We start from the raw sequence: 16,653 nt of genomic DNA on the forward strand, positions 1-16,653 counted from the left end.
GGGGATCGTACGTTCTATCGGGAGAGAAGTGTGACGAATGATGCCTATTCCTGTCGCAAAAATGACGCAATTCCTTTGAAATTGAGATAAAAGTATGATTTGAAAAGTCAGAAAATGATGAAAAAAGACCTATTGAATTTTGCGGTATCACGCACACGTTTTGTGCATACTTTTCGGTGAAAAAATACTCAATTACATTTACACTGTTAGTAACAGATCAAATACTTATGACCCAATCACCATACACAAATACATTGATCTTCCAAAAAAGGAGAGTGGAATCGATGGAAAAGTATGAAATCGAAGAACTTAAACAATTATTATGGAAACTTGAAAACGAAATCAGAGAAACAACGGCTTCTCTTCATAACATTAACAAAAGCATTGATCAATACGACAAATATGAATATGTGAAAATTTCTTAAAGACTTGATAATCATCAAGTCTTTTTTTTATCCAAATACATACAAAAAAAGGATATATTATTATATAATTGTTAAATAGTGATGTCAGTGGACATTTGCTCATGTCTTTTTAGTAAAATAAAAGACGAAAGGGTGAGGTACAAGATCGAGTATGCTAAACTATCTAGAGAATACAAAAATCAAGCAGAATATGTCTGATTTTATTCAACATGCAGTCAGGCAGAATGATTTACAAAAGCTGCTTCTGGAATTTACAGATATAAAGAATGAATTCCCTTTTGGACAATTGGCTTACCAGCATTATGAGGCATTTGGCGGTCAAGACAAGCAAGCGATTACAAAACTGGCAGCAGGGATTGAACTTCTCATCTTATCAGCCGATATATTAGATGATATTGAAGATCAGGACAAAGATTCGTATCCTTGGATGAAGTGTCAGAGCGGAATTGCAATGAATGCAGCAAATGTTCTTTTTGTATTGAGCTTTGGAGTCTTTTCAAAGCTTGATCATGCACCGGAGCTTTTAAACAGTGTATACTCCTATTCCATTCAGTCAATGCAAGGACAGCATTTGGATATGACTCTGGAGCCGGAGAATGAGCAGGATTGTTTAAATATCATGAAGTTAAAGGCAGGATCACTGTTTGTGTTACCCTGTATGTTAGGGGTTATCTTGGCAACAGGTTCATTTGAAAAAAATGTAGAAAAATATGCTTATTATCTAGGCATGGCAGAGCAGCTTGAAAATGACTATGTGGCTCTTTTTAATAAAAAAAATATTGATTTTAAAAGAATGCAAACATTACCGCTAGTATATTTAAAAAATGAATTTAATCCATCCAGTTCTGACTTGCTCAGTTATTATCAATCAGAGGATAAGAGCATTGGCTCTGAAGAATTAAAGGATAAATTAAAAGAATCTGGCGTTCAACAATATGTATTTATTATGAGAAACCTTCTCAGAAATAAGTTTAAAGAAGCATTCAAAATACTACATTTAGATGCTTCTAAAAAGGAAAAGCTAATACTCTTTTTAATTGGAGATGGAGAAGATGAACATTCAGAAACTAGTTAGTTATCTAGTGGAGAATCCCTTGGCATTAAAGCAAGTTGCAAATGGAAATGCATCGTTACTTCACGTTGATCAAGTGACTGCAAGCATTATTGTTGAAGGTTTTCAAAAAGAAGACACCATTAGATCAAAAAAATGGAGAGATGCTGGGTGAGTATAGAGGGTCTATGCAAAAATTTTACTCGAAATTAACTTTTATTTTACTGATCCTTAGCTTCATTTATGTGATTTATATTTCCTACATCAATGTGTTTAATATTTTTGTAGGAGCAGTCGTTTCGGTGAATAGTGACGGACAACTTGAAATAGAGGATGTTGTAGATTTTACAGACAGCTATTATGCTGGTGTGAGAAAAGGCGATATCATCCTTGAAGTGAACGGTAATAAAGAACCAACCGAAGAAGTAAGACGAGGTTATTTAGCGAATGTCAAGAGCTTAGTTGTTGATAGACATGGTGATGAAATTGAAATAGAGAATGTAAGCTTATTAAGTCAAGAAAATCTGTTTATTTATTTAATACCTATCATTTTTTATTCGATTTGTTTATTCTGTATATTTATGATTTTAAAAATCAATAAATCTAGGAAAAAAGAGTCTGCATACATTCTTGCTCTCTTTTTGCTAGCTGTTGCTGTAGCCTATGTAAGTTCTGGCGGCTCTGGTAAAGGGGAATATATTAGCGGTTTTATCGTCATTTCTACTATGACTTGTGTACCGCCGTTGTATATGCACTTTATGTATCAATATATAAAGGAATTAGGAACGGAAATTATTAGTTGGCGTGTACTTCTTTGTTTGTATGCCGTCCCTTTTATAAATATTGTATTAGAAATTCTGTTTAAAGATATGGTTTTAGCTGCTTTTAACTTACTTTCATTCTTTGCACTTGCATTTATTACGATTATTATCACTTTAAAGGCTGCTAAAAAGTTGAAAGGGACTGAAATCGGAAATGTCCTTAGTGCCTTTGCACTTATTTTGATCTCATCATTCAGTCCATTTATGCTATTTTTTATTATTCCTTATTTGTTTCATAAATATTTTATTTCACCTTATATCCTTGCATCGTTCGCTCTATTGATTCCGTTTTTCTTAGTCTATCAATTTATGACAAATAAATTATATAATGTTGATTTCTTCTTGGGGAGAATCAAATATTATAGTCTTTTAGCCATCACACCTACTATAGTGGTAGTCGTTATTTTTGATTTCATTCAGAAGCCAAGTGCTAACTTTTATACAATGAAATTTACGATTATCACGTATATTCTTATGCTCACTGTCTTCTATTTTAAAGAAATCATCGATTTCCGTTTTCGTCTGAAGCGTTTTTCAGAGAAGCATAATTATCAAGATAGCGTGTTTAAATTCACGCAGCTCATTCGTGAGGCGTCATCACTTCACCAAGTGTTCTATCATTTAAAATACACCATTTTAGAAGTACTTGTTGTGAACAAAGCCTTTGTGCTTGAAGTGAAGGCAGATGGACAGGTTGAAGAGATTGATGAATCGACAGAGGACAGTAAGCTATGGAAAAAGTATGTAGACCAATTTCAAGAATTATTAGGTGAAGTTGGAAAAATCATTGCGCTTGATAAAGGATTCATGATGAAAATTGGTGAGCGGGGCGGTCACTCTTTTGTGATTTGCTGTTTATCTAATTTACGGACACCGAAATTGTCGCGTGATGAGATTTCTTGGCTAAAAACATTGGCCTTTTATACAAGTGTCAGTTTAGAAAATGTCGTTAAAATCGAAGAATTGATGGAGCATCTTGACGATTTGAAACAGCGTGAGGCCAATCCTGCCTGGCTGAAGAAAATCATGTTTGCTATGGAAGAAAAGCAGCGTTCAGATTTAGCGAGAGATCTTCATGATTCCGTGCTGCAGGACTTGATATCACTAAAAAGGCAGTCGGAGATGTTTTTAACGAATTTCCAAAACAACCAATGCCCGACATCTATTGAAAATTCGCTTATCTCATGGAATGATCAAATGTCCAAAGTGATTCAAACGACGAGAGAAACGTGTCATGAACTTCGCCCGCAGCTGCTGTATGATTTAGGTTTAGTAAAGGCGATATCGAAGCTGACTTCTCAAATTCAGGAGGAAGCGCCGTTTCATATTAGGCTGAATACGACACGCTTTGATAAAGAATTGGACATTGATATTGATTCACAGCTGAATATTTACCGAATTGTTCAGGAGCTGTTATCCAACGCCCTGAAGCACTCAAAAGCCACTCAAGTGTTAGTGATGCTGATTTGTATTAAAGATCAGGTTGTTCTTCACTATGAGGATGATGGAGTCGGTTTTGATGCCAGTCATCTTGATCAGCACACGATGAGCATGGGGCTATCGGGTATTAGAGAACGAGTGAAAGCGTTAAATGGAAAGCTTCAAATTCACACAGCCCCGGAAAAAGGGCTTAAGGTGAAAATTGAAATGGAATTGTAACGATTTATTAAGGATTAAGACTTGGCATCAGCCAAGTCTTTTATATAAAATGGAAGTGAGTGATTTAAAGGGAGGAAGACATGAAGAAGATATTGGTCATTGATGATCATCCGGCTGTCATGGAAGGGACAAAAAGCATATTAGAATCAGACCAGCAGCTATCAGTCGATTGTTTAAGTCCTGATGCAGAAGCCGCCTTTTTAAAGACGCATGACTTTTCCATCTATGATGTGATTTTAATGGATTTAAATCTCGGGGATATCAATGGAATGGACATTGCGAAACAAATTTTAGAAACCAACCATCAAGTGAAAATTATCATTTATACAGGGTATGAAGTAGATGATTATTTTGAAGAGGCTATTCGGGCTGGATTACACGGTGCAATTAGCAAAACAGAGACGAAAGACAAAATTATTGAATACATACACCGGACATTGCAAGGGGAAGTTGTCATTCAGCTGTCCTATTTAAAGAAATTAATTTCACAGCAGCAAGAAAAGCCAGAACAGGCGCAGCAGACTGATCACGATCTCTTAACCGAACGGGAGTGTTTGATTCTTAGAGAAGTGGAAAAAGGATACACGAACCAGGAAATAGCCGATGTGCTTCATTTGAGCAAACGGTCAATTGAGTACAGTTTGACATCCATCTTTAATAAGCTGAATGTTGGATCTCGTACAGAAGCGGTGTTAATTGCCAAGTCTGAAAGTGTGCTGTAAACGTGTGAAGGGAGAGGGCCTTAATGGATGTGAGCGGATCAAATACACTGCTTGAGGCACTAGGCATTGAAATTGTAGAGTGCAATAAATCACGATGCGTTGCAACAATGCCAGTCGATCACAGAACAAAACAGCCATTTGGACTGCTGCACGGAGGAGCATCTGCTGCTCTAGCAGAAACAGTGGCGAGCATGGGGGCTGCGGCTCATTTAGACTTAACGCAGCAAGTTTGCTCAGGTATTGAAATCAATGCCAATCATTTAAAATCTGTACGCGATGGAGTTGTGACAGCGACAGCTGTTCCTGTACATGTAGGACGGCGTACAATGGTATTTCAAATCGATATAAAAGATGATCGAGACCGGCACATCTGTACGTCAAGATGCACACTTGCTGTCATTGATCGCATATAAAAAAGCTCCCGGTGCAGCGGAAGCTTTTTTTGTATGCTGTTGTGCGGTAAAAAAAGAATGGCCCAACATGGCAGGCCATTCTTTTTTGTTTTTTATAAATAAGAATCTTCTTTTCGCTTAATCACAAAGTTACGGAAACCGCCATAATCATCTTGGACACTGCGTTTGTCGAGCTTAACACCAGTATTGTAGGCGGCTCTTCCGATTAAGTGTGCGCCGACTGGTGCTGTCAGGAAGATAAATACGATGCCGAGAAGGATTTTTGCAGAAATAACGCCTGCAAGAAACCATTCGTGAAAAAACACACCTACTAAAATCAGAACAACGCCAAGGGTCGATGCTTTTGATGCAGCATGCATACGTGTGTAAACATCCGGCAGGCGAAGGACACCAATGGCTGAAATCAAACAAAGGATAGCGCCTAGCAGGATAAAGAAAATCACGATGGCTTTAGCGATGACGATCATTTTCAATCACTTCCCCTTTCTCAAGGAATTTGGAAAAAGCGACAGTACCGATAAAGGCAAGGATGCCGAGCAGTAAAATAATTTCAAAGAATGCAGTCGTTTTCAGTAAAATTGAAACGATGGCTGTCATCCCAATTAAATTGATTCCTATCGCATCAAGCGCACTCACACGATCAGGAATAGAGGGGCCTTTGATCACTCGTACCACAAAAAGCAAGGTAGACAGTGCCAGAATGCCAAGTGACATTTGCAAAATGAGTTCCATTACTTACCGCTCACCTCCTGAATCGCTTTTTCAAATGAAACCCGGATATCGTGAATGGCTTTTTCAGCATCTTCAATATCCATCGCATGAATGTATAAAATGGACCGATCATCGGAAATATCAATCACTAGTGTACCTGGTGTCAATGTAATCATATTTGCCAGTATGGTGATTTCCCAATCTGTTTTCAAGTCCGTACGAAAGGCGAAAATACCGGGCTTAATCTTGAGCTTTGGAGATAATACAGTCTTTAATACACTTAAATTGGCAAGAAGCAGCTCGCGAATGAAAATGATGATCAGCTTGAAAATTGCATAAAGGGCATAGCCGTAAAAACGCTGCGGGAAAAATCGACGCAGCATAAAAATGGCGATCATTCCTAATGCAAAACCTGATACAAAGTCTGCGGCTCTGTATGTATCATTCATAAACATCCATGTAAAGGCGAGGAGAGCGTTTAGTAATATTTGAAAGGCCATGTTCATCTACTCCTTCAGCACAGCTTGAATATATTTTTCTGGTGTTGAGAGCATTTCCGCTGCTTGATTGATATAAGGGGCAATGAACTCTGTCCCTAACCCAATGGCAAGCGATAAGACGACAAGCAGTACGCCAGGATACACCATTCCTTTAATTGACGGCTTTCTTCTTCGCATATCCTGTTCCTCGCCCCAAAATGCGGACATGAAAATCTTCATAATAGAGTAGAGGACAAGGAGACTGGACAGTAAGACCAGGATAGAAAACGTCATGTATCCAGCAGAAAATCCACCTTCCACAATTTTTAGTTTTCCAACAAAGCCACTCAGCGGCGGAATTCCTGCAAGCGATAAAGCCGATATGAAAAACATCCATCCTAATAGAGGCTGGGATTGAATCAGTCCGCCCATTTTTTTCAGTTGATTTGTACCAGCATACACAAAGAGGGCACCTGCCAGCATAAATAATGCCCCTTTGATCACCATGTCGTGAATGAGATAATAAATGGCACCTTGGAGTGATGCGGGTGTGTTGGCTGCAAATCCAAACAAAATGACCCCAACAGCTGTGACAATGTTATAAATCACAATCTTTTGCACATCAGAATAGGCGATCGAGCCTATCACACCGAATATCACCGTCAGTGCAGCAAGCCACGCCATGAGTGTATGGGTGAAGCCTGTATCGTGTATAAAAATTAATGTAAAGACTCTGGCAATCGCATATAAGCCAACCTTAGTGAGCAAAGCACCAAATAGAGCTGAAATCGCTGCTGGCGGCGCGTGATACGATCCTGGCAGCCAGAAATAAAGCGGGAAGATCCCAGCTTTTAAGCCGAATACAATGAGGAACAGGATGGAAATGACAGTGATTAGCCCTGTTTGTCCTGATTCAGCTATTTTCACACTTAAATCAGCCATATTGAGCGTACCCGTCACTGCATATAAACAGGCGACTCCAACAATAAATAAGGCCGACGAGATGATATTAAACACAATATATTTGAGTGATTCACGAAGCTGAGGCTTTGATCCGCCTAATACAATAAGCATATAAGATGCCATCAGCAGTAACTCAAAGAATACAAACAGGTTGAAAATATCTCCCGTTAAAAAGGCTCCGCTCACGCCAGCTAACAAAAACTGTACGCCAGAATAATAGAAGAGCCGCTCTCTTTCTTCCCCAATCGTTTGAAAGGAGAAGAGGACTGTCACAAGCCCGACAACGGAAGCGGTCAGTACAAGGAGTGCAGCAAATTGATCGGCCACAAGGGCAATCCCAAATGGCGCTTTCCAGCCGCCCAAATAAAGTGTTTGTATCCCATTTGTGAAAATCGTTTGAACCAAATATGCATTACATATAATGGCTGAAAGAGATGCCAAGACACTAAAGACTCTTGACAGCATGATGTTTTTATTCATAAAGATCAATAGTGTAGCAGCTAGTAATGGAATTAATATAGGCAGGATCACGAGATTATTCATGCTGATCATTTCCTCTCATTTGATCCATGTCATCTGTTCGCAGCTCTTGGAAGGCACGGAAGGCCATGACAAGTAATAAGGATGTCACACCAAAAGCAATGACAATGGCTGTTAAAATTAATGCTTGTGGCAATGGATCCACATAGGATGTGAGCCCCTCTTTTAGCACTGGAGGCGCTCCTTTTTTTAAACCGCCCATTGTTAAAAGAAGCAAGTGGACGCCGTGGCTCAAAACAGCAGTACCGACGATGACCCGCAGAAGGCTCTTTGACAGCATCAAATAGGTCGCCGCCATAAAAATAATTCCGACGATAATAGACATTAGAAATTCCATTATTCCTTCTCTCCAATCATTTGAATAATGGTCATGGTGACACCGACAACAACCAAATACACACCGATATCAAACAGGACGGCTGTCGCCAGTTCTGTTTTCCCTAAAAACGGTAATTGGAAATAATCAAATGCATGGGATAGAAAAGGTGCACCGAATAGAAAGGATCCCATACCGGTCAGGATTGCAACAAGCAAACCGGCTCCAGTTACATAAATAAAATCAAATGGCAAAATGCGTCTTACTGTCTTCAGATCATAGGCTAAAAGCAGAAGAACGACAGCCGCAGCACTCATCAGCCCGCCAATGAATCCGCCGCCAGGATTGTTATGCCCCGCAAGAAATAGGTGAAGGGAGAAAAGCAAGATGATGAATGCTGTGATTTTTGTGGTGACTTGCAAAAGCATATCATTCGTATCAATCTTTCTCATCGCCGCACACCTCTCTTCCGTTTTGCTTGGGTTTTTAATAACCCATAAATACCAAGTGCCGCAATGGCGAGCACGGTAATTTCAAAAAGGGTATCAAAGCCCCTGAAATCTACAAGAATGACATTGACAATATTGTCACCGCCAGCAAGTTTGTAGCTGTTTTCAATAAAGTAAGTTGAGATGGTGTCAAGTGACTGCTGACTTGTGGAAGCGAAAGCTAGACAAGTGACAACAACCCCAACACCTAATGAAATGATGAAATTGGTCATTTTGAATCTTCTTGTTTTTTGTTTTAAGCTCAGCTTTGGCAAATGATAGAAGCAAAGCAAAAACAGTGCGACAGAAATCGTTTCAATAATCAGCTGCGTTAGCGCAAGGTCAGGTGCTCTGAAAATCACGAAGAATAATGACAGCGTGTAGCCCATGACACCTAGTGCAATAATAGCTGTTAATCGTGAACTTGCGAATACTGTGGCAATCGTCGCCGCCACCATCACAAGTGAAAGAATCACCTCATACGTGCCAATTGAGGCAGCCTGATCAGTTTGAAATGAAAAGGCCTGCTGATAAAACATCACGCCGCCAATGACAATAATCATGAACCCAAACACATAGACAAGATAGTCACGAAGAAAACCAGTCATATAACTGTTTGTCAGGCGGTATGAACCTTTTTCTAAACCGATAAGAGAGCGGTCGTATAAAGCGTTAAATGACCACTTTTCCTTAAAGATGTTGTACATTGGACGCCATTTTGAAAGCGTCAAGTAGCCGATTGTGCCGAGTACAACAACACCTATTGTCATATAGAGCTCTGGCTGGAAGCCATGCCATGCTTCAATTTTCACAGAAAAACGGCTTCCTGTTTCAATCGCTTCAGGAATGATCGCCGCAATCGCAGGTTCAATGACAGAATAGGCAAGAATATTAGGGAAAAAGAAGAAGGTGACCACAAGTGCAGCTAGAATGATGGGCGGAATGAGCATGCCGATCGGTGCTTCATGCGGTTTTTTCTCCAATTGGTCTATATTCAGACGGCCTCTAAACGTTTTAAAGAGGAGCATCATACTATAAATGAACGTAAAGACACTAGCGAGCCAAGCGAGTGCTGGGAAGATGGCACCCCATGTTGAAACGTCTGTAAAGCTGATATCAGAAATCCGTATCATACTTGTGAAAAATAGCTCTTTACTTAAGAAACCGTTAAATGGCGGTAATCCGGCCATTGAAAATGTACCGATTAACGTAATTGTGAAGGTAATCGGCATGATCGTCATTAATCCGCCTAATTTCCGAATGTCACGAGTCCCTGTTTCATGATCGATAATACCAGCTGCCATAAAGAGACTGCCTTTAAACGTAGCATGGTTAATGAGGTGAAAAATAGCTGCAAGAACGGCTGCACCAAAAAAGGCAGGATTGTTTTCATGAATTGCAGCTGCACCGACGCCAAGCATGAGCATAATCATGCCGAGCTGACTCACTGTCGAATAGGCCAGAATGGCTTTCAAATCGTTTTGCCGGACGGCGTGGAATGATCCCCAGAATAATGTGACAAGCCCAACGATGGAAATGGTCCAGAACCATACCTCTGATATAGCAAAGATTGGACTGAAGCGCGCAACAAGATAAATACCGGCTTTCACCATCGTAGCAGAATGCAGATAACTGCTCACAGGGGTCGGTGCTTCCATTGCATCAGGCAGCCAGATATAGAATGGGAACTGCGCTGATTTCGTAAAGGCACCTAGTAAGATTAGGATCATGGCAGGGATAAAGTAAGGTGATGCCATAATGAGCTGAAGCTGATTGACTGCTTCACGAATACTGAATGAATCAGTAATCAGGTAAATGAGGATGAAGCCACCAAGCATAGCTAATCCGCCAAAAACAGTAATAAGCAGTGATTTCGTTGCTCCATATCTAGAGCGCTCCCGCTTATACCAATACCCAATTAAGAGGAAGGAAGAGATACTTGTTAACTCCCAAAACAAGTATAAAACCACCATGTTGTCAGAAAGAACGACACCCAGCATCGCGGTCATAAACATGAGCAAATACGTGTAGAAAGAGCCAAGCTGTTCTTTTTCCTTTGATAAGTAGAAAATACTGTACAGCACCACTAGTGAGCCGATACCTGTAATTAATAAAGCAAATAACAGGCTGAGACCATCGACATACACAGTGAAATTCATCCCTAAAGATGGAATCCATTCAGCCTGTGAGAAAAGCGTTCGTCCATTCGAAGTGATGTGTAACATTTGGATGAAATAGGTAAATAAAAGAATCGGCAAGATGAGAACAAACCATCCTGTATGTATACGCCTCACATATTTGTAAAGGAAAGGTACAACAAAAGCGAGTAAAAAAGGTGATAGGATGGCGAAGTGAATAAGCTGCAAGAAAATGAACCTCCTTTGATCAATATAAATTCACGTTCTAAAGAACTGGTAATTAAAATTATAGCGTAAATACAGCCATAGTGCATTGGTTTGAAACGATTTCAAGCAAACTGTATTTGTTTTAGGTTCTTTTGACCACAAAAATAATTTTATCAAAAATGATACTCATTGTATATTGTTTTGTTTTTCGTACATGCTTTTCTTAAAGGAGCTGATCAAATGAAACGAAAGATCGCCATCAGCTTAAGCCTATTCTGCACGATTTTAGGAGGAGCATTCTTGATTGACCGAAATGATCAAAAAAGGTGGCAGGCCGGGAGTGAATGGCCGCTGTTTTCTGAGCATCTTCTTCACATGAGCTATCAAGAAACCAAGCTGTATCCTTTTCAGCCCAGGGAATATTTACGAATTGTATTAGCTGATGAATAAGATCCTATAGGAGAAAAGAAATATAAAAAAAGCATGGGCCCATGTGAGAGCCCATGCTTTTTATGTGTGGTAGTTTAACTAAACACTCTGAGTAAGATCGTTGCACAGATAACAGTTGCTGCTCCGCCAAGTCGTGTAGATACTTGTGCGAAAGGCATAAGACCCATTCTTCCAGAAGCTGAAAGAATTGCAACGTCACCAGTACCGCCAAGTCCGCTGTGACAGCCAGTGACAATAGCAGATTCTACTGGATACATGTTCATTAGTTTTCCAACGAAGTAACCAGAACCAACCATTGCGAGTACAACAGCGATACATACGCATACGAATGGAATCGAGATGACAGTTGCTACATCATCAAGTGGAATGTATAGAATACCAAGACCAACCATTAGCGGCCATGTAAAGCTTTTTGATACAAACTTGTAGAACTGTTGTGAGCCGTTTTGAAGATGTTGAGGCATCACGTTTAAGTATTTGATTAAAGCGGCAAGAACAATCATTAAGATTGGACCTGGAATATGAACAAAGCTTTCTAACAAACCACCAAAGATGAAGGTTGTACAAGCAACAAGTACACCAGCACCCATTAACCCGAAATCAACTTTTGCATCCAAATCTGGCTGCTCGAAAATTTCGTTTGCTTCTTTAGATTTCACAAGACGGCCATTTCCGTTTAGTTCAGGACGTTTTTCACCAAGCTTCTTCAATGCGCCAGCACAGATAATGGCAATGACGTTCCCAATGACAGCCGCAGGAATTAATTGAGAAATTAATGACTCTGCTGATACATCAAGAATTTGTGAATAAGCGATAGATAATGGCAAAATCCCTTCTCCAACACCACCGGCAATAATCGGTACAATAATAAAGAAGAATGAATGATGCGGTGTGTAACCAACTAAAAGGCCAACAAGGATACCAGCACTCACAGCTGCAATTGTACCTGCAACGAGAGGAACAAACATACGAATAAGGCCTTGTACTAAAACAGTTCGCTGCATCCCAAGAATACTACCTACTACAAGAGCAGAGATATAGAAGTAAAGGAAGTTCGACGTTTTCATAAGAGACGTAACCGCTTCCAATGAGTTCGGATTCAGAACATTAAAAAAGACCAGGAACGATGGTACGAATAAAGAAAGAATCGCCGGTCCACCAATATCTTTTAAGATTGGAATACGTTGTCCTACATCTCCAAGGAAAATCCCCAAAATCATAATAACAGCGAAACCACCAAGCATATTTGCTGGAATTTTATTAAAATAAGCGGCAGTTAAAATAATCGCTGCAAGTACTAAATACACAGGTAGATCAATAACACCAATTTTCCAAGACATGATCTTACGGAAAACGCTTTTATTATTGTCAGAATCGTCTGTAATCGATTTCAATTGTTGTGCATTAGCCACATAAACACCCCCAAATGCTATTTGTCTCAATTGTAGAAGATTCTGTGACACTCATCTATTTATTAAACTAAAATAAGTGTAATAAAAGTAAAATAAACAGGAGTTTTTGAGTTTTTTATCATACAAAAATCCCCTGAAGGTAGTTTGTCCTTCAGGGGATTGATCATACATCGTATTTATCGTTTTCCTTTTAGATAAGGCGTACCAAGTGCTTTCGGTGCATCGGCACGTCCGATGAAGCCAGTAAGTGCTAAAATGGTGAGCACATATGGTGCTATGAGCATATACACATTCGGTATATCTTGGAACAGCGGCAGGAGAGAGCCAATGATGCTTAAACTTTGAGCAAATCCAAAGAATAAAGCAGCGCCCATTGCGCCAAATGGATGCCATTTACCGAATACAAGCGCAGCTAGTGCGATGAAGCCTTGTCCAGTAATGGTGGCATGTGAGAAATCTAGCGCGATCGTTGAGGCATAAACAGCTCCGCCAAGACCGCCAAACAGTCCACTAATGAAAACAGCGATGTAACGCATACGGTACACTTTGATACCCATTGTATCAGCTGCCATTGGATGCTCTCCGACTGCACGAAGACGAAGACCAAACGGCATTTTAAATAAAACAAACCAAGCAACAACCGCAAGAGCTAAGGCGAGTATAGACGTATAATAAACATCTTTAAAGAAAATATCACCAATGATCGGAATGTCACTTAAAAGGGGGATATCTCCTTTATAGAAAGGCTCTGTAATTTTATCAGTTTGTGCTTTCCCATAAATCAGTTTGACGACAAACAATGTAGCGCCAAGTGCCAGCATGTTAATCGCCACACCAATGACCGTTTGATCAGCTCGGAAGGTAATGGTCGCCACTGCATGAATCAGTGAGAACAATCCGCCAACGGCCATTCCGACGAGAAGCCCAAGCCACGGGGTCAAGGCTCCAAACGTATCAGCAAAAAATAAGTTAAAGATAATACTGGAAAATGCTCCGACGACCATCAACCCTTCAAGACCGATATTGACAACACCTGATCTTTCTGAAAAGACGCCTCCAAGAGCGGTTAAAATAAGTGGTGCAGCATAAACAAGTGTAGCTGGGACGATGATTTCAAGTATTTGCAGAAATCCCACTTATTTTCCCCCCTTTTTCTTCATTTGTTGAATCACAAGACGGATAATATAGCTTGAGGCGACGAAAAGAATGATGATCGCAATGACAATATCAACAACCTCAGTCGGTACGCCTGATTCAAGCGGCATATTTAATGCACCGACCTTCAATCCACCAAGCAATAATGCAGCAAGGACAACACCAACAGCCGTATTTCCACCTAATAAAGCGACGGCAATTCCATCAAAACCTACGCCTGTAAATGAGCCTTTAATAGAGGCATATTCAAATGTACCAAGACCTTCCATAGCGCCTGCAAGACCTGCAAAAGCACCTGAAATAAGCATCGCATAAATGATATTGCGGCGAACGTTCATGCCAGCATACTGTGATGCCTGCTGGTTCATTCCAACTGCTCGTAATTCAAACCCTTTAGACGTTTTTTGAATAATGATCCACATCACGACCGCAGCAATAATGGCAACAAAAATACCGTTATGCATTCGGGAAAAATCAGTGATCTGCTCAAAAAATCCAGAGCGGAGCGAGGCAGTGGCATCGATTTTATCTGTTTTATCTTTATTATCTGTTAAGACATTTGAGATTAAATAGTTTGTGACATGAAGGGCAATGTAGTTCATCATGATAGTAACGATGACCTCATGCACATAAAAACGAGCTTTTAAAAAACCAGGAATAAAGCCCCATAAAGCACCTGCAGCAGCAGCGGTGATGAGTGCAAGCGGCAGATGAATATACATAGGTGCATGGACAGTTGTTCCAATCCATACAGCAGCTACCCAGCCAACAAGCATTTGACCTTCTACACCGATATTAAACAGGCCTGTCCGAAATGCAAAGGCAACAGCAAGACCTGATAATATATAAGGTGTCACTTGCCTGATGGTTTCTCCCATATAATAGGTTTCACCGAAAACGCCATTCCAAAGGGCGCTATAGCCTTCGATGACACTATAACCGCTTGCCAGCATAATAATGGCCCCAACCAAAAGACCAAGTACAATGGCTATAAGCGGAATCAGCAGATTTGTTAAGCGATTAGACATTTGCTTCTTTCCCCACTTCCTGTTGCGTACTTCCAGCCATTAATAGACCAAGCTCTTGCTCTGTTGTTTCTTTTGGATCAACAATGGCGACAATGCTGCCTTCGAAAATAACAGCGATCTTATCACTGACATTGATAATTTCATCAAGCTCAAAGGAGATGAGCAAAACAGCTTTGCCTGCGTCTCTTTGCTCGATTAGACGTTTATGAACAAATTCAATCGCACCAACATCAAGTCCTCGTGTCGGCTGAGCGGCAATTAATAAATCAGGATTGCGGTCAACTTCACGGCCGATAATGGCTTTTTGCTGGTTACCGCCTGACAGCGCGCGCGCTTCTGTATATTCACTCGGTGTTCTGACGTCATATTCCGCAATGATTCGTTTTGCTTTTTGATAAATATTTTTCATATTCAATAAGCCGAATTTTGAATAAGGACGCTGATAATACGATTGTAAGGAAATGTTTTCTCCAATTGAAAAATCGAGTACAAGTCCATGTTTATGACGATCCTGAGGAATATGTCCAATCCCAGATTCGGTCACTTTGCGAGGCGGGAGATTTTGAATGGCTTTCCCGTTTAGCATGATTGTGCCAGATTCTGATTTTTTTAGACCGGTAATGGCTTCAATTAATTCAGACTGGCCATTGCCATCTACCCCAGCAATTCCGACAATTTCGCCAGCCTTCACTGAGAGGTTCAACTGTTGGACCGCTTCAATTCCTCTGGCGTCTTTTACTGTGAGGTCTTGAATTTGAAGAACCTCCTCAGCAGGAGAAGCAGCTTTTTTGTCTGTTTTAAATGACACTTCACGGCCAACCATGAGGCTTGCAAGTTCGTCTTTATTTGTGCTTTCCACATCAAGTGTACGAATGCCTTGGCCTTTTCGGATAATGGTCACGCGATGACAGGCATCCATAATTTCTTTCAGCTTATGGGTGATTAAAATAATGGATTTGCCTTCATTGATTAAGTTTTTCATAATTTGTATGAGTTCTTTGATTTCTTGAGGTGTTAAAACGGCCGTTGGTTCGTCGAAGATCAAAATGTCAGCGCCGCGGTAAAGTGTTTTTAAGATTTCTGCACGCTGCTGCATACCGACAGAGATGTCAGATACTTTTGCGGCAGGATCTATTTTCAAACCATAGCGGTCAGAAAGCTCTTGTACTTGCTGTATGGCTTGTTCTTTGTCAATCTTTCCAAACTTCTTGGGCTCTTTACCTAAAATGATGTTTTCAGCGACAGTGAAGGTATCGACAAGCATAAAGTGCTGATGCACCATTCCGATGCCTAAATCACTAGCATCATTTGGACTAGAGATGGTCACAGGTTTTCCGTGTACCTTGATTTCACCTTTTTCAGGCTGGTACAGTCCGAAAAGCACGTTCATGAGCGTTGATTTTCCAGCGCCGTTTTCACCAAGCAGCGCATGAATTTCGCCCTTTTTTAGCTGCAGCGTAATGTTGTCGTTTGCTACAATGCCAGGGAATTCTTTGCGTATATTCAACATTTCAATGACATAATCCACAGGTTTAACCGCTCCTTTTTTAGGGTGCTGATGAAGATAAAAACTAGCAAAAGAAAAGCTGCAAAACGAGGCTGCAGCTTTTCTTTTACCACCTTTTACGAATAAAGAGGAGGTAAAGGAGAGGCAAGGGGATAAGGCGCGCTTATC

At 40.3% G+C, this 16,653-nt stretch carries 18 protein-coding genes; 7 read left to right on the forward strand and 11 right to left on the reverse strand.

Annotated elements, in window-relative coordinates:
• The first annotated feature begins 284 nt into the window (after window positions 1-284).
• From degQ to EV579_RS13715, 6 genes are all read left to right on the forward strand, one after another.
• Window positions 285-425, forward strand: a complete 141-nt coding sequence (degQ, locus tag EV579_RS13690) for a degradation enzyme regulation protein DegQ (RefSeq protein WP_003213123.1) — start codon at window positions 285-287, stop codon at window positions 423-425.
• A gap of 151 nt (window positions 426-576) precedes the next feature.
• A complete protein-coding gene (locus EV579_RS13695) occupies window positions 577-1,500 on the forward strand; it encodes a polyprenyl synthetase family protein (RefSeq protein WP_133744630.1) in 924 nt (307 codons plus the stop codon).
• Between the two features lie 19 nt (window positions 1,501-1,519).
• Window positions 1,520-1,651: a competence pheromone ComX gene (locus EV579_RS13700; protein ID WP_231730858.1), complete on the forward strand. Its 132-nt coding sequence runs from the start codon at window positions 1,520-1,522 to the stop codon at window positions 1,649-1,651.
• A 13-nt stretch (window positions 1,652-1,664) separates the two neighbouring features.
• Entirely contained in the window at window positions 1,665-3,956 is a 2,292-nt protein-coding gene (locus EV579_RS13705; protein ID WP_133744631.1) for an ATP-binding protein, read from the forward strand.
• Between the two features lie 80 nt (window positions 3,957-4,036).
• On the forward strand, window positions 4,037-4,678 hold the full coding sequence (gene comA / locus EV579_RS13710; RefSeq protein ID WP_024423322.1) for a two-component system response regulator ComA: 642 nt from the start codon (window positions 4,037-4,039) through the stop codon (window positions 4,676-4,678).
• Window positions 4,679-4,701: 23 nt separating this feature from the next.
• Window positions 4,702-5,091 (forward strand): hotdog fold thioesterase, encoded by a 390-nt coding sequence (locus EV579_RS13715; protein ID WP_024423321.1) that lies wholly within the window; start codon window positions 4,702-4,704, stop codon window positions 5,089-5,091.
• A gap of 92 nt (window positions 5,092-5,183) precedes the next feature.
• Here EV579_RS13715 and mnhG read toward each other — a convergent pair whose 3' ends face one another.
• From mnhG to EV579_RS13750, 7 genes are read right to left on the reverse strand one after another with little or no spacing between them, the layout of a single operon-like run.
• The gene (gene mnhG, locus EV579_RS13720; protein ID WP_024423320.1) at window positions 5,184-5,558 is read right to left on the reverse strand and encodes a monovalent cation/H(+) antiporter subunit G; all 375 of its coding nucleotides are present in this window, start codon (window positions 5,556-5,558) and stop codon (window positions 5,184-5,186) included.
• A complete protein-coding gene (locus EV579_RS13725; RefSeq protein WP_024423319.1) occupies window positions 5,542-5,823 on the reverse strand; it encodes a Na(+)/H(+) antiporter subunit F1 in 282 nt (93 codons plus the stop codon). Before EV579_RS13725 ends, mnhG begins: the two co-directional genes overlap by 17 nt.
• Complete coding sequence (locus EV579_RS13730; RefSeq protein ID WP_059375889.1) at window positions 5,823-6,302, reverse strand: Na+/H+ antiporter subunit E; 480 nt, start codon at window positions 6,300-6,302, stop codon at window positions 5,823-5,825. Before EV579_RS13730 ends, EV579_RS13725 begins: the two co-directional genes overlap by 1 nt.
• A gap of 6 nt (window positions 6,303-6,308) precedes the next feature.
• Window positions 6,309-7,787 (reverse strand): Na+/H+ antiporter subunit D, encoded by a 1,479-nt coding sequence (locus tag EV579_RS13735; protein WP_024423317.1) that lies wholly within the window; start codon window positions 7,785-7,787, stop codon window positions 6,309-6,311.
• Entirely contained in the window at window positions 7,780-8,121 is a 342-nt protein-coding gene (locus tag EV579_RS13740; protein ID WP_024423316.1) for a Na(+)/H(+) antiporter subunit C, read from the reverse strand. Before EV579_RS13740 ends, EV579_RS13735 begins: the two co-directional genes overlap by 8 nt.
• Window positions 8,121-8,552, reverse strand: coding sequence for a Na(+)/H(+) antiporter subunit B (locus tag EV579_RS13745; RefSeq protein WP_024423315.1), 432 nt, complete (start codon window positions 8,550-8,552; stop codon window positions 8,121-8,123). Before EV579_RS13745 ends, EV579_RS13740 begins: the two co-directional genes overlap by 1 nt.
• Entirely contained in the window at window positions 8,549-10,954 is a 2,406-nt protein-coding gene (locus EV579_RS13750; RefSeq protein ID WP_103131552.1) for a Na+/H+ antiporter subunit A, read from the reverse strand. Before EV579_RS13750 ends, EV579_RS13745 begins: the two co-directional genes overlap by 4 nt.
• Before the next feature lie 219 nt (window positions 10,955-11,173).
• On the opposite strand from EV579_RS13750, the gene EV579_RS13755 reads away from it, so the two are divergent.
• Window positions 11,174-11,383: a hypothetical protein gene (locus EV579_RS13755; RefSeq protein WP_024423313.1), complete on the forward strand. Its 210-nt coding sequence runs from the start codon at window positions 11,174-11,176 to the stop codon at window positions 11,381-11,383.
• Window positions 11,384-11,457: 74 nt separating this feature from the next.
• On the opposite strand, the gene EV579_RS13760 is transcribed toward EV579_RS13755, so the two are convergent.
• The 4 genes from EV579_RS13760 to EV579_RS13775 all read right to left on the reverse strand — a co-directional run bounded on the left by EV579_RS13760 (window position 11,458) and on the right by EV579_RS13775 (window position 16,506).
• Window positions 11,458-12,795, reverse strand: a complete 1,338-nt coding sequence (locus EV579_RS13760; RefSeq protein WP_024423312.1) for a 2-hydroxycarboxylate transporter family protein — start codon at window positions 12,793-12,795, stop codon at window positions 11,458-11,460.
• A gap of 176 nt (window positions 12,796-12,971) precedes the next feature.
• Complete coding sequence (locus EV579_RS13765) at window positions 12,972-13,931, reverse strand: ABC transporter permease (protein ID WP_133744632.1); 960 nt, start codon at window positions 13,929-13,931, stop codon at window positions 12,972-12,974.
• Window positions 13,932-14,978 (reverse strand): ABC transporter permease, encoded by a 1,047-nt coding sequence (locus EV579_RS13770; protein ID WP_025094189.1) that lies wholly within the window; start codon window positions 14,976-14,978, stop codon window positions 13,932-13,934.
• Complete coding sequence (locus tag EV579_RS13775) at window positions 14,971-16,506, reverse strand: ABC transporter ATP-binding protein (RefSeq protein ID WP_133744633.1); 1,536 nt, start codon at window positions 16,504-16,506, stop codon at window positions 14,971-14,973. Before EV579_RS13775 ends, EV579_RS13770 begins: the two co-directional genes overlap by 8 nt.
• Window positions 16,507-16,653 lie beyond the last annotated feature (147 nt).

This window comes from Bacillus sp. BK450 (assembly GCF_004364885.1).
In the GTDB taxonomy this organism is placed as follows: Bacteria; Bacillota; Bacilli; order Bacillales; family Bacillaceae; genus Bacillus; species Bacillus safensis.

Excerpts from the sequence above, each read along its gene's own strand:
- EV579_RS13735 (WP_024423317.1), bottom strand. The coding sequence starts at position 7,787 with ATGAATAATCTCGTGATCCTGCCTATATTAATTCCATTACTAGCTGCT.
- EV579_RS13705 (WP_133744631.1), top strand. The coding sequence starts at position 1,665 with ATGCAAAAATTTTACTCGAAATTAACTTTTATTTTACTGATCCTTAGC.
- degQ (WP_003213123.1), top strand. The coding sequence starts at position 285 with ATGGAAAAGTATGAAATCGAAGAACTTAAACAATTATTATGGAAACTT.
- comA (WP_024423322.1), top strand. The coding sequence starts at position 4,037 with ATGAAGAAGATATTGGTCATTGATGATCATCCGGCTGTCATGGAAGGG.
- EV579_RS13725 (WP_024423319.1), bottom strand. The coding sequence starts at position 5,823 with ATGGAACTCATTTTGCAAATGTCACTTGGCATTCTGGCACTGTCTACC.
- EV579_RS13715 (WP_024423321.1), top strand. The coding sequence starts at position 4,702 with ATGGATGTGAGCGGATCAAATACACTGCTTGAGGCACTAGGCATTGAA.
- EV579_RS13740 (WP_024423316.1), bottom strand. The coding sequence starts at position 8,121 with ATGGAATTTCTAATGTCTATTATCGTCGGAATTATTTTTATGGCGGCG.
- EV579_RS13695 (WP_133744630.1), top strand. The coding sequence starts at position 577 with ATGCTAAACTATCTAGAGAATACAAAAATCAAGCAGAATATGTCTGAT.
- EV579_RS13770 (WP_025094189.1), bottom strand. The coding sequence starts at position 14,978 with ATGTCTAATCGCTTAACAAATCTGCTGATTCCGCTTATAGCCATTGTA.
- EV579_RS13755 (WP_024423313.1), top strand. The coding sequence starts at position 11,174 with ATGAAACGAAAGATCGCCATCAGCTTAAGCCTATTCTGCACGATTTTA.
- EV579_RS13745 (WP_024423315.1), bottom strand. The coding sequence starts at position 8,552 with ATGAGAAAGATTGATACGAATGATATGCTTTTGCAAGTCACCACAAAA.
- mnhG (WP_024423320.1), bottom strand. The coding sequence starts at position 5,558 with ATGATCGTCATCGCTAAAGCCATCGTGATTTTCTTTATCCTGCTAGGC.
- EV579_RS13730 (WP_059375889.1), bottom strand. The coding sequence starts at position 6,302 with ATGGCCTTTCAAATATTACTAAACGCTCTCCTCGCCTTTACATGGATG.